Raw genomic sequence first — 13,839 nt, forward strand, 5'->3', positions numbered from 1 at the left:
TATATTAAAAAATGAATACAAAAATCGTTACCATGGAAATAATACCTATAATCATAGAAACGACATAATGATAAATAAAACCAGATTGAAAATTCTGGCTTATCCTAGACATAAAATTTACAACGTTAGCACTACCATTAACTAAAATTTTATCAATTAATATTTGATCACAATATTTCCATAAAAAAGAACCAAATCTAAAACAAGTTTTAGCAATTACAGAGTATATAACATCAAAATAAAATTTATTATCAAGAATATTGACTATAAACAAAAATTTAGACTTAATAGTATTTGTTATTTTATCATTAATAATATAACAGTACCAAGAGACAAAAGCTCCAGATATGACAAGTAAAAAAGGAACACTGTAGAATGAATGTTGAGCAAAATGCAGCCATCCACTCCAATCTTTTGAAACATGGTAAAAAGTATCATGCATAGGCATAACTGTTATTATAGAATCGAAAAATTTACCAAAAACAAAATTATCAACAACTAATAAGCCTAATAAAACTGAAGGAACTGCTAAAAAAACAAGTGGAAGTAAAATAGAATAACCAGGATCATGCGGATTTCCATTAAAATCAGATCTTTCCCTGAATCTCTCTTTTCCGTGAAAAACTAAAAAATATAAACGAAAGGAGTATAATGAAGTAACAAAAACACCTGTCAAAACTGAAAAATAAGCAAATCCAGATCCAAACATAGTAGAATATTTTACAGAGTCTATTATCAATTCTTTAGAGTAAAAACCTGAGAAAAAAGGAAACCCAACTAAAGAAAGAGTAGCCAACAAAAAAGTTATCCATGTTATAGGCATGTATTTATATATGCCACCCATGATCCTTATATCTTGATTGTGATGAGTACCAATAATAACCGATCCAGCACCTAAAAAAAGTAATGCTTTAAAAAAAGCATGAGTAACTAAATGAAATATGGCTACTGAGTATGCTGAAACTCCCAAAGCTACCGTCATATAACCTAACTGAGAAAGTGTAGAATACGCTATTACACGCTTTATATCAGTCTGAATAATTCCAAGAATACCCAAAAATAAAGCTCCTATGGAACCTACAATTATAATAAATGACAATACAAAAGATGATAATTCAAACAATCCAGAAAATCTTACTACCATAAATATACCAGCAGTAACCATAGTAGCGGCATGTATAAGAGCAGAAATTGGAGTTGGCCCTTCCATAGAATCTGGCAACCATGCATGTAATGGAACCTGGGCTGATTTGCCCATCGCTCCAATAAAAAGACATAAACAAGCTATCGGTATCAGATCTAGTTTTTGTAAAACACCACCTCCTGGTACGTGTTGTTCTTGAATAGAGTCTAAATTACTCAGAATATCTTGATAACTTATACTTCCAGTACTAACAACTAATAAACCTATACCCAGTATAAAACCAAAATCACCGACTCTGTTGACTATAAAAGCTTTCATGTTTGCTGTTACTGCACTTTCTTTAGTATACCAAAATCCTATTAATAAATAAGAAACTAGACCTACAGCTTCCCATCCAAAAAATAATTGCAACATGTTATTCGACATTACCAACATTAACATTGCGAAAGTAAATAGCGATAAATATGAAAAGAATCTTTGATATCCAGAATCATCAGACATGTAACCTATTGTATATATATGAACCATTAAAGATACAGATGTTACTACCAAAATCATTACAGACGAAAGAAAATCTATTAAAAACCCAATATCTAAACTTAATGTATCAACTGTACTCCAGGTATATAAAGTAATATCATAAGAACATTTATGGTGTATAACATTACACATTAGAAATATTGCTGATAAAAAAGAAATCAATATGCAAAATATTGAAACAAAACTAGCTGCTGAGCGACTAATAATAGGATTATTGTATAAAAAACTAGATCCAAATAAGCCTGATATCAAAGATCCAATGAGAGGAGAGAAAACTACTATCATACATAAGTTATAAGGATTATAACTATTCATCTTCACTATCCTTTTAACTGACTAATTTTATTAACATTCATTGAGTCTAAATTCCTAAACAATAAAACCAAAATAGCCAAACCTATCGCTGATTCTGCAGCAGCAACCGTCATAACAAAAAAAACAAAAACCTGACCGGAGATATTTTGATTACATTCTGAAAAAACAACAAAATTTAAATTAGCTGACAACAATATTAGCTCAATTGACATTAACATGACAATTATGTTGTGCCTATTAATAAATATACCAATAAGACCAATTGAGAAAATACACGAGCTTAATATTAAATAATGAGATATTGTTATCACTTATCGTCCCCATCTTTTAGAACAGTTTTATAGAATGAAGAATTATCATTTTTTTTAGAAAAATTAGCAAATACCAATCGGTTTCTATGGTCAGCTAATAATGCTGCATTTGTATTATTCTGCACTTTTCTATCTTCTCTGTTCCTTAAATTCAAGACAATTGCAGAAATCATGCCTACTAGTAATATTAAAGCACACATTTCTACTGCAAAAATATAATCTTTATAAATTGATAATCCTATATCCATAGTAGTGCCTATACTTTGATAAATATCAGAATTACAATTTCCCCATTTACAATAAAAAACTACAGATATTTCAACTATAGTTAAAAGACCTATAAAAATACCAAAAGAAACATAAGGTTTAAATATATTTTCTTTCTGGCTATTTTTAAAACTACTATCTATCATCATAACGACGAATAAGAATAAAACCATCACAGCACCAACATAGACTAGTATGAGCAATAAAGAAAGAAACTCTGCTCCCAACATCATCCATAACATTGCGACATTTACAAAAACCAATATTAAATACAGTACAGAAATCACAGGGTTACTAGCAAAAATAACACACAGTGATGATATTAGCGTTATAGAAGATAACAAATAAAAAAGGAATGTAGTAAAAGTCATCTTAAAATCCAAAAGAAATTAACGATAAGGAGCATCTTTAGCTATTCTAGCAGCTATATCAGATTCGTATTTATCGCCTATAGCCAACAATATATCTTTTGTGAAATATAAATCACCTTGCTTTTCTCCATGATACTCATGAATATGAGTCTCAACGATTGAGTCTACAGGGCAACTTTCTTCACAAAAACCACAAAAAATACATTTTGTTAAATCTATATCATATCTAGTAGTACGACGTGAACCATCAGCTCGTTGCTCAGATTCTATATTAATGGCCATAGCAGGACAAACAGCCTCACACAATTTGCATGCTATACAACGTTCTTCACCATCGTCATAACGTCTCAATGCATGCAGTCCTCTAAAGCGTGGAGACATAGGAGTTTTTTCATAAGGATATATTAAAGTAACCTTACGCCTAAAAAAATATTTACCTGTGAGAAGCATACCTTTTAAAAATTCATACAGCAAAAAACTACTGAAAAATCTCTTTATAGATGTCATATAATTACTCTAAAAATATAATAAATTAATACCAAATATTCCAAGGAGTTCTCATCCATACAGCAACTAAAACTAACCAAAGACCAGTAACTGGTATAAATATCTTCCAACCCAACCTCATTATCTGATCATATCTATATCTAGGAAAAGTAGATCTAAACCAAATAAATAAAGAAACAATAAAAAAGGTTTTCAGAGATAACCAAATCCATCCTGGTATGAATGTAAATGGTACAAAATTTAATGGTGGTAACCATCCTCCTAAAAACATTATGGAGGCAAGACTAGATAAAAGAATCATATTTGCATATTCTGCAAGAAAAAATATTGCAAAAGCAACGCCTGAATATTCTACCATATGCCCGGCAACAATCTCAGATTCACCTTCAACAACATCAAATGGGTGTCTATTTGTTTCAGCCACAGCAGATATAACATATATCACGAATAAAGGGAACAAAGGTAACCAGTTCCAAGATAAAAAAGCAAATCCATTATCAAAAAACCAACCTTTATTCTGAGAGAGGACTATATCGCTCATATTTAAGCTTTTAGAAACCATTAAAATGACAACCATTATAAAACTTACAGCAAGCTCATAAGATATCATTTGTGCCGATGCTCGTAATGAGCCTAACAAAGCATATTTAGAATTCGAAGCCCACCCTGCTATTACGACACCATAAACACCTATTGAAGTAATAGCCATAACATATAAAAGACCAGCATTAACATTTGCTAAAACAATTTCCGGACCAAAGGGAATAACAGCCCAGGCAGCTAAAGCTGGCATCAAAGTTATAATTGGAGAAATGAGAAACAAAACCTTGTTAGATTGAGAAGGTATAACTATTTCTTTGGTAATTAACTTTATTACGTCAGCAAATGGTTGCAAAAGACCATTAAAACCAACACGTGTAGGACCTAAGCGCACGTGCATGGCACCAATCATCTTCCTTTCCCAATATGTGAGGTATGCAACGCAAAGAATAAGCGGTAGAACTATGCATATTATCTTGATAAGAATGCTTAAAACCATAAATAAATTATCACTAAAAAATTCAATTTTTTTATGTTCCAAGAACCATAATAGATTTGACATTACAAACGCTCCACATTAAGAGTACAAAAAGAACTACCTAATGGAGAAGTATACTCAAACCCAGTAGAAACATGCATTACATTGTCTGGAACACAATCATCAACTAATATTTTTATCTTTAATTTACCAGAATCACTCGAAACAACAACTTCTTCATTTTCATTTAAACGCAACAAGTTCATAGATTTTTTATTTATTCTAAGAAATGGTTTCTTGGATGAAGATGTTTCTTGCAAAGGTACTGAATGCCTAACTAAACAGTCAGATCTATAAATAGGAAGATCAGCAACTCTTTCAAACCCTTGTTTTATATTACCTAGGCCCATGCTTGAACTTGTAGAATTTGATAATTTATCCCTGAAATTTTCATTCAATATAGATTTACTTAAAGAATCAAAACTTTCATATTTAAATCCTGGAAAACCTAAAACTGCTGATAATGAACAAATCACTTTCCATGCTGGCTTAGTTAGCCCTAATGGGGAGACAACACTTTTAAAACTTTGAAGAATACCTTGAGAATTAATGAATGAGCCTGATGTCTCAGTAAATGGAGATATTGGCAACATTACATTGGCCCATTCCTTTGCCTGAGAAGCGTATGATACAAAAGCTACATTAAACTCAGCTTCAGATAAAGACTTTATGGATAAAGCTCCATTGTCTGTATCTAACAATGGATCAAAATGCATTATTAAATATGATTTAAGAGGCCTTTGGAACATCTGTGAAACGTTTTTACCACCATCCTTAGGTATAAAATCAGCAAGATAACCACCCAATACATTGGCTCCATATGTTAAAAAACCCAATTTTGCTCCTGCTAAAACTGAAACCCCATATGAGTTTGCAAATGCAGTAGAAGCATCTGGCATAGAAACAATGGTATTACCTAAAAATATAGCATTTTTACCGCCATGAGAAAGACTATTTGCTATAATTTCAATTTCATTCTCTATATTTGAATCTTTTAAGCTAACAAACTCTTTAGGTATTTCTTTTCCTTGGATTTTGGAAATTGCTACATACAATTTTGCTATAGTCTTTGTCAAGGCAGAAGGCTTAACACTAATTCTGCCACTGATATTCATTAATTGATCAGAGGCATAATTATCTATAATAAAAATCTTGGCCCCATTCTTAGAAATCTGACGAAGCCTCTGAGCAAATAAAGGATGATCTTTCCTTAGAAAGGATCCTATTACAACCACAACATCTAATTCTTCTATTTCCTTCAAAGACAAACCAAGCCAAGGAACTCCATCTAAATAATTATCGAAATTAGAGTCTGTTTGCCTGAGCCTAAAGTCAGTATTATTAGAACCAAGAACCCGTAACATTTTTCCAAACAAGAAGTATTCTTCTAATGTAGAATACTCAGAAGTCATAGCACCAATCTCATGAGGGCCATAAGACTCCTTAATCCTGATCAATTCTCGAGATACTTTGTATATAGCATCTTGCCAAGAGACCTCTTGCCATTTTCCACTGTCATCCTTGACCATAGGAACCGACAATCTATCTTTGCTATTCAAACCATCATATGAGAAACGATCCCTATCACTGATCCAGCATTCATTAATATTTTCAACCTCAAAAGGAACAACACGTATAACCTTATCTCTTTTTATCTGCATAATTAGATTAGTTCCAAAACTATCATGCGGACTAATTGATTTACGACGTGCTAACTCCCAATTCCTTGCAGAAAATCTAAATGGTTTAGATGTTAAAGCGCCTACAGGACAAATATCTATCATATTTCCAGACAATTCTGATTCTACAGAGCGACCGAGAAAAGATGTTATTTCTGATTTTTCTCCACGATTTATCATTCCAAGCTCAACTACACCAGCAATTTCTTCTCCAAAACGAATACATCTTGTACAATGTATACATCTACTCATTTCTGAAGCAGATATCAATGGTCCTAGATTCTTTTGAAAAACAACCCTTTTCCCTTCATTATATCTTGATTGTGTGGCTCCATAACCAACTGCTAAATCTTGCAATTGACATTCACCACCCTTGTCACATACTGGACAATCAAGGGGATGATTAATCAATAAAAACTCCATAACTGATTTTTGTGCTTCCTTTACTTTCTTCGAATTGGTATGAACAACCATTCCATCGGAAACAACGGTAGCACATGCTGGTAAAGCCTTAGGAGATTTTTCTACTTCTACCAAACACATACGACAATTAGCTGCAATTGATAATTTTTTGTGATAGCAAAAATGCGGCACATAACAACCTACACTTTGTGTAGCTTGTATTAATTTACTACCTTTTGGAACACTTACTTTTTTACCATCAATAATTATATCAACCATTTGTTTTTCCATAACCTACAAATATTTTGACACCAAACATGATTTATGTTCAATATGATGCTTAAATTCAGGATTAAAATGTTTTAAAAAACTAATTACAGGCATAGCAGCTGCATCACCTAAAGCACAAATAGTGCGACCCATTATATTATTAGCAATTGAATCAAGTAACTCTATATCTTCTAAATTACCTTTGCTATTCTCTATACGATTTAATACTCTATAAAGCCAACCTGTGCCTTCCCTACAAGGAGTGCACTGCCCACAGCTTTCTTCATAATAAAAGTAAGATAATCTTAGTAAAGATTTGACCATGCAGCGTGTATCATCTAATACAATTATTGCACCAGATCCTAACATTGATCCAGCCTTAGAAAGAGAATCATAGTCCATATCCAAATTCATTATAATATCAGCAGGAAGTACTGGTGAACTAGATCCGCCAGGAATAACAGCTTTCAATCTATTGCCATTTCTAACCCCACCAGCTAACTCTAAAATTTTTAAAAAAGGTGTGCCTAGTGGTACTTCGTAATTTCCAGGAAATTTAACATCTCCACTAATAGAGAATATCTTAGTTCCATTATTATTTGGTTTTCCTATTTCTAAATATTTATCACTACCATTTAATATTATCCAGGGAACAGCTGCAAATGTTTCTGTATTATTTATAGTAGTAGGTTTACCATATAAACCATTGTTAGCAGGAAATGGAGGTTTGAAACGAGGTTGACCTTTCTTTCCCTCTAGAGATTCTAGTAAAGCTGTTTCTTCCCCACATATATAAGCACCATAACCATGAGCAGCATATAACTGAAAACTGAAATCTTGATTTAATATATTTTCACCAAGAAAACCAGCTTCCCTAGCCTCATTGATAGCAATCTCAAAACGCTTATATACGTCAAAAATCTCACCGTGTATGTAGTTGTAACCAACACTTATTTTCATAGCATAAGCCGCTATTATCATGCCTTCTATGACTATATGAGGATTAAACCTCAATATATCACGATCCTTAAAAGTACCAGGTTCTCCCTCGTCAGAATTACAAACTAGATATTTTTGATCATGATTACTAGGAGTCATGAAACTCCATTTCAGGCCAGTAGGGAAACCAGCTCCACCACGACCTCGTAATCCAGAAGATTTTATTTCACTTATAACATCAACCGGAGATATTTTGTTTTTTAAAATTTTTTCGAGAGCTTTGTAACCACCTCTATTCATATAGTCATGTAATCTCCAATTTTTTCCATTAATTCCATTAAAAATTTTAGGAGAAATATGTCTTTCATGTAAACAGGTAGAGCTTGAAGCATCCTTTCCTAAGTAGGGAGTCAAACCATTATCAAAGTTTTTTAGAAAATCAGATGCAATCATAAAAATTACGCTCCAGATTCTTTTTTAAGAGTATCTATAAGAAGATCAACTTTCTCTTCTGTCATTTTTATACACATATGCTTATTATTTATTAATATAACAGGAGCATCACCACAAGCTCCTGCGCATTCACTTTCTAATAAAGTGAAATTTAGATCAGAAGTAGTTTCATGAAAGTCTATACCAAGCTTATTTTTTAAATAATTTGCTATTAATACACTACCACGAAGAGCACATGGTAAATTTGTACAGATTGAAATTTTGTTTCTACATTTATGTTTTATGTTAAACATATTATAGAAAGTAGCCACCTCTTGAGCAACAATAGGAGGTATTCCTATGTATTTTGCCACTTCTTCTATAATTTCTGGAGACAAATAAGAGGTCTCTTCTTGAGCTATAGCTAGAGCTGCTATTAATGATGATTGACGTTTATTTTCTGGATATTTATATAATTCCAAGTCAATTTTCTGATAGGATTCTTCTGAAAGCAACATAAGCTGTATATTTATTTAATAAAGATAAAAAATATTAGAATTAACGATCTATTTCGCCAAACACAATATCCTGAGTACCAATAATAGTAACAACATCAGCAAGCATGTGACCACTGGACATTTCTTCTAACGATTGTAAATGAGAGAATCCTGGAGCTCGAATTTTAACTCTATAGGGTTTGTTAGCGCCATCTGATAGAATATATATTCCAAACTCACCTTTAGGGTGTTCTACACTTGAATACACTTCACCGACAGGCAAATGGAAACCTTCACTAAAGAATTTAAAATGATGAATTAATTCTTCCATTCCGGCTTTTATTCTCGCTCGTTTAGGTGGAGAAAACTTACAATTACTTGTTATTACTGGTCCTGGATTATTGTTAAGCCACTGAACACACTGACTTATAATCTTGTTGCTCTCTCTCATTTCAGCAACCCTTACTAAATAACGATCGTAACAGTCACCGTTTATACCTATAGGCACATTAAAATCTAAATCAGAATATACTTCGTACGGCTGATTTTTTCTTATGTCCCACTCAACTCCCGATCCACGCAACATAGGTCCTGAAAATCCTAATTCTTTAGCTCTCTCAGGACTTACAACTCCTATACCTACAAGGCGCTGCTTCCATATGCGATTATCTGTCAATAAAGTCTCATATTCATCAATACATTTAGGAAATCTAACTGTAAAATCTTCTATAAAATCAAGCAAAGATCCTTCTCTATTTTTATTCATATAAATAAAATCTTTATCGCTACGCACTTTTTTTGATGATTTTTTATATTTAGGCATATTATCAGGCAAATCTCTATAAACTCCACCAGGTCTGTAGTAAGCTGCATGCATTCTTGCTCCTGACACAGCTTCGTAACAATCCATTAAATCCTCTCTTTCTCGGAAAGCATAAAGAAATACAGCCATAGCTCCAACATCAAGTGCATGAGAACCTAATGACATTAAATGATTTAAAACTCTAGTAATTTCATCAAACATTACACGAATGTACTTAGCTCTCAAAGGAACCTCTATACCCAACATCTTCTCTATCGCCATAACGTAAGCATGCTCATTACACATCATAGACACGTAATCAAGCCTATCCATATAAGGCAAGCCTTGAATATATGTCTTGCTTTCTATTAGTTTTTCAGTCGCTCTATGCAATAATCCTATATGAGGATCAGCTCGGCATACGACCTCGCCATCTAACTCTAGAATTAAACGCAAAACACCATGTGCAGCAGGATGCTGAGGACCAAAGTTCAATGTATAAGTTTTAATATCCATTATATTTTTATATCACTCATTATAATACGAGTCTTCACGAATAATCCTAGGTACTATCTCTCTTGATTCTATAGTCAACCCTTGATATATAATCTTCTTTTTATCATTGTCATAACGCATCTCGACATTTCCTGATAATGGAAAATCTTTCCTAAAAGGATGACCTATGAAACCATAATCTGTTAATATCCTACGCAAATCAGGGTTTCCATTAAAAACAATGCCAAACAAATCGAACGCTTCGCGCTCAAACCATAAAAAACCTGGCCAACAACTAACTAATGATTGTACAATAGGATACTCATCACTAGAAGCCCAAGTTCTAATTCGTAAACGTAAATTATTTTTTATAGATAAAAGATGAGCAACCACAGCAAATCGTTTATTACTTTCCCTAGGGATAACACTGTAAGTATCATTCAAATTAGATTTTCCCCAAGAAAGATAATCAATTCCACATAAATCTATACATGAATCAAAACAGAATTTATCATCATTTTTCAGAATATTACAAATAGATAACCAATCCTCATCGAGGATATTCATAGTTAATTCATCATTCTCAAAAACTAAATTAATACGATCATTAAAAATCTCTGTCAAAGAGCTCTTAAGAGAATCCATTTTATTCATATTATCAAACATACTCTCAATAATTAAGAATGACCTAAAATATAATTAGGAAGCTATCTATCAATCTTGTTTCCTGATTTAATCTTATTTTGCAGTTGCAAAATACCATAAATCAAAGCCTCCGCAGTCGGAGGACATCCAGGTACGTATACATCAACAGGGACTATTCTATCACATCCTCTAACCACAGAATAAGAATAATGATAATAACCGCCACCATTAGCGCATGATCCCATGGAAATAACCCATTTCGGCTCAGGCATCTGATCATAGACCTTTCTGAGAGCTGGAGCCATTTTATTACATAGAGTACCAGCAACTATCATCAAATCAGATTGACGAGGACTTGGTCTATAAAATGTACCAAACTGATCTAAATCATAACGGGCAGCACTAGCATGCATCATTTCAACAGCACAACATGCCAAGCCAAAGGTCATAGGCCAAATTGAACTAGTATTAGCCCATTTCAACACCTTATCTGCGCTAGTAGTTATAAAACCTTTCTTTAAAATACCTTCTTCCATAGCTATAATAATCTCTAAGCAATTGCACTATTTTAAAATTATTCCCACTCTATAGCACCTTTTTTCCATTCATAAAAAAAACCTACAAACAATATAAATAGAAACAACATTACAGCTATAAATCCTTCAGTTCCTATTAAATCCTGCACTATAGCCCATGGAAATAGGAAAGCAATTTCCAGATCAAATAAAATGAAAAGAATAGCAACCAAATAATATCGTATATCAAATTGCATCCTTGCATCTCCGAAATTCTCAAAACCACACTCATATGGAGATGATTTTTCCTCAGTATATTTTTTAGGACTTAAAAGATAACCAACAAAGAGTAAACCAAGACCTATAACTATAGATACCAAAATGAACAGCAAAACCGAAAAATATTGTTGTAAGTTCATAAAAATCACTTTTAGTCATTGAGTCTTAAGATTGTAACATTTACAATCTTATATTTTCCAAAAAGATAAAATTATAGATCAAATAACTATAAAACAAAGACCACCCTTTGGGTGGTCTTTGTTTTAATCAAATATTAGTTCATACAAACTAAAAACGATGACGCAAACCTACACCTACGACTTTACTTTTTGCACTATACAAAAATGCATAGTCTGAAGCATAAGATCCATAAGCATAAAGATTGGTACGTTTAGAAAGATCATAAGTATAACCAATACTATATACATTCATAGTATCATTATCTCCAGTTAACCTTGCACCGTTTGGTTTTGGATTAGCGGCTACACACTGCCAAGAACCGAATACATTGCTAGAGCTACCTATAGGAGCACTCAATCCAATCATATATGAATTAGCACAAAAACCATTAGCAAACTCTGTAACTAGACGGCTTAATCCAATTAAATCACGGTACCCAGCTACATTAAGAGCACCCATCCATCCATCTATAGTTCTTGCATATGCCATAGAAACTTTGGCAACTTCAAAATCATATGATCCACCTAGTACATAAGAGCGAGGACTTACATCGAAGTAAGTATCACGAGCTACACGTCTCTTAGAACCATTTACACCATCATAGGAAAAAGCAGCAGTCAAAGGACCATTGCTATAACGTACGCCAGCAGTTATAGCTCTATCGTTCTCCGCAGTTCTCCAATTAGAAGCTTCTTCTGCAGAAAATGCATTGTTAACTGTAACACAGTTGGTATCAGCAATTCTGGTATCTACACAGAAAGAATAACCAACACCAAAATCAAACCCATTATAGGAAGGAGTTTGATACATAAACATATTATCATAGCGAAGAGCATTCGTAGGACCTATACCCATGCCCATACTAGCTTGCTCAAATCCAGAATGGAAAGGATCTATGCTAGAAAAATATTTGCTAGATATATTTGTCTGACGTCCTAAATCAACTCGACCCCAGGAATCACTAGCTAAACCAACTGTGGCTTGTCTTCCGAATACACGACGTGTTTGCAGACCATCACCATTTCCAGAATTAAAACCACCTTCCAAAACAAATTCAGCACGAAGTCCAGATGATAAATCTTCAGAACCTTTCAAACCCCAATGAGATCCACTTTGGGCTCCTGATACAGGCCCTACACGACTAATCTCATGCCTTACTCCACGAAAATCACGGACCTCAACAGAATTTACATTTATGCCTGTATCAACTGTTCCGTATAAGTTCACAGATGTTTCTGCCTGAGCAACACTAGCAAAACTAGTGACTAAAGCAGCAGCGAGCAGAGTTTTTTTCATATAAAAAATCTCCAATAATTTGAGTGACGAGAGCGACACATAATTACACACAACACAAATCTCAAATCCAATAGTTGAATTCAGAGATATTGCATCAAAATTTAGCTAGACTGGCCAAAATGTGCAACACAAAAATCAAAGAGCAACACGAAGTGTGTTGCAATAACACAACATCATGAAACACTATAAACTTTCACTCACAATGTACAGACCAAGTTAATTAAAAACTAGCCAACCTTAGTCAGTCTATACGAAATAATGCAAATTACAAATTTATAGATTCTAAACTCTTTACAAAAAAACAACAAAACAACAAATAATATACTGAATAAAAGATGTATTTACATTGTTATTCAATCATTTCTGGTGCCGACGGCGAGAATCGAACTCGCAAGGCTTTCGCCACTACCCCCTCAAGATAGCGTGTCTACCAATTCCACCACGTCGGCTTAATAAATAGATTTTATGAATTCTATCACAATCAAATGCAGTCAATAATCAAATTTTCATTATTAATATGATTATTTTAAATCAATTTTCCCTAAAAAATCATCTATATTTTCTAATATAGCATTATTATCTACGCTCTCCATTACACTAGAGTTGACAGTATCGGTAGAAGACTTGTTATTTAAATATGATAGGCTAAGTGTACTAACAAAAAATATTATTGCAAACCACTTAGTACTCTTGGACAAAAAATTTGCTGAACCAGAAGAGCCAAAAACACTAAATGCTGAACCCGATCCAAATGAACTGCCAATATCAGATCCGTTTCCATTTTGAAGTAAAATGAACAATACAACGGCGAATGCAGATAAAATCTGTAAAAGAATGATAAACAAATAAAAAAAAGACATCCATAACTCCAGATT

At 33.1% G+C, this 13,839-nt stretch carries 14 protein-coding genes and 1 tRNA gene; all 15 read right to left on the bottom strand.

Translation table 11 applies throughout. From position 1 onward, the window contains the following. Positions 1-4: 4 nt before the first annotated feature. Positions 5-1,999, bottom strand: coding sequence for an NADH-quinone oxidoreductase subunit L (gene nuoL, locus CONE_RS02455; RefSeq protein WP_041862205.1), 1,995 nt, complete (start codon positions 1,997-1,999; stop codon positions 5-7). 5 nt (positions 2,000-2,004) lie between these two features. Continuing rightward, the gene (gene nuoK / locus CONE_RS02460) at positions 2,005-2,310 is read right to left on the bottom strand and encodes an NADH-quinone oxidoreductase subunit NuoK (RefSeq protein WP_015397169.1); all 306 of its coding nucleotides are present in this window, start codon (positions 2,308-2,310) and stop codon (positions 2,005-2,007) included. After that, positions 2,307-2,948: an NADH-quinone oxidoreductase subunit J gene (locus CONE_RS02465; RefSeq protein WP_015397170.1), complete on the bottom strand. Its 642-nt coding sequence runs from the start codon at positions 2,946-2,948 to the stop codon at positions 2,307-2,309. Before CONE_RS02465 ends, nuoK begins: the two co-directional genes overlap by 4 nt. 18 nt (positions 2,949-2,966) lie before the next feature. Further along, complete coding sequence (nuoI, locus tag CONE_RS02470) at positions 2,967-3,455, bottom strand: NADH-quinone oxidoreductase subunit NuoI (RefSeq protein ID WP_015397171.1); 489 nt, start codon at positions 3,453-3,455, stop codon at positions 2,967-2,969. A 25-nt stretch (positions 3,456-3,480) separates the two neighbouring features. Continuing rightward, positions 3,481-4,494, bottom strand: a complete 1,014-nt coding sequence (nuoH, locus tag CONE_RS02475) for an NADH-quinone oxidoreductase subunit NuoH (protein ID WP_407636597.1) — start codon at positions 4,492-4,494, stop codon at positions 3,481-3,483. A gap of 62 nt (positions 4,495-4,556) precedes the next feature. Beyond that, positions 4,557-6,893: an NADH-quinone oxidoreductase subunit NuoG gene (nuoG, locus tag CONE_RS02480; RefSeq protein ID WP_041862206.1), complete on the bottom strand. Its 2,337-nt coding sequence runs from the start codon at positions 6,891-6,893 to the stop codon at positions 4,557-4,559. A gap of 15 nt (positions 6,894-6,908) precedes the next feature. Next, on the bottom strand, positions 6,909-8,276 hold the full coding sequence (gene nuoF, locus CONE_RS02485) for an NADH-quinone oxidoreductase subunit NuoF (RefSeq protein WP_015397174.1): 1,368 nt from the start codon (positions 8,274-8,276) through the stop codon (positions 6,909-6,911). A gap of 5 nt (positions 8,277-8,281) precedes the next feature. Next, positions 8,282-8,773, bottom strand: coding sequence for an NADH-quinone oxidoreductase subunit NuoE (gene nuoE, locus CONE_RS02490; protein ID WP_015397175.1), 492 nt, complete (start codon positions 8,771-8,773; stop codon positions 8,282-8,284). 40 nt (positions 8,774-8,813) lie between these two features. Next, on the bottom strand, positions 8,814-10,073 hold the full coding sequence (locus tag CONE_RS02495; protein ID WP_041862207.1) for an NADH-quinone oxidoreductase subunit D: 1,260 nt from the start codon (positions 10,071-10,073) through the stop codon (positions 8,814-8,816). Between the two features lie 9 nt (positions 10,074-10,082). Beyond that, positions 10,083-10,715, bottom strand: coding sequence for an NADH-quinone oxidoreductase subunit C (locus CONE_RS02500; protein ID WP_015397177.1), 633 nt, complete (start codon positions 10,713-10,715; stop codon positions 10,083-10,085). Positions 10,716-10,756: 41 nt separating this feature from the next. Further along, positions 10,757-11,230, bottom strand: a complete 474-nt coding sequence (locus tag CONE_RS02505) for a NuoB/complex I 20 kDa subunit family protein (protein WP_015397178.1) — start codon at positions 11,228-11,230, stop codon at positions 10,757-10,759. 38 nt (positions 11,231-11,268) lie between these two features. Continuing rightward, on the bottom strand, positions 11,269-11,628 hold the full coding sequence (gene ndhC / locus CONE_RS02510; protein ID WP_015397179.1) for an NADH-quinone oxidoreductase subunit A: 360 nt from the start codon (positions 11,626-11,628) through the stop codon (positions 11,269-11,271). A 148-nt stretch (positions 11,629-11,776) separates the two neighbouring features. Next, positions 11,777-12,964, bottom strand: a complete 1,188-nt coding sequence (locus CONE_RS02515) for a porin (RefSeq protein WP_015397180.1) — start codon at positions 12,962-12,964, stop codon at positions 11,777-11,779. 364 nt (positions 12,965-13,328) lie between these two features. Further along, positions 13,329-13,413: transfer RNA gene (locus CONE_RS02520), tRNA-Leu, on the bottom strand. Positions 13,414-13,485: 72 nt separating this feature from the next. Beyond that, the gene (gene secG, locus CONE_RS02525; RefSeq protein WP_015397181.1) at positions 13,486-13,824 is read right to left on the bottom strand and encodes a preprotein translocase subunit SecG; all 339 of its coding nucleotides are present in this window, start codon (positions 13,822-13,824) and stop codon (positions 13,486-13,488) included. Between the last annotated feature and the right edge of the window lie 15 nt (positions 13,825-13,839).

It is taken from the genome of Candidatus Kinetoplastibacterium oncopeltii TCC290E (assembly GCF_000340865.1).
GTDB lineage: Bacteria > Pseudomonadota > Gammaproteobacteria > Burkholderiales > Burkholderiaceae_B > Kinetoplastidibacterium > Kinetoplastidibacterium stringomonadis.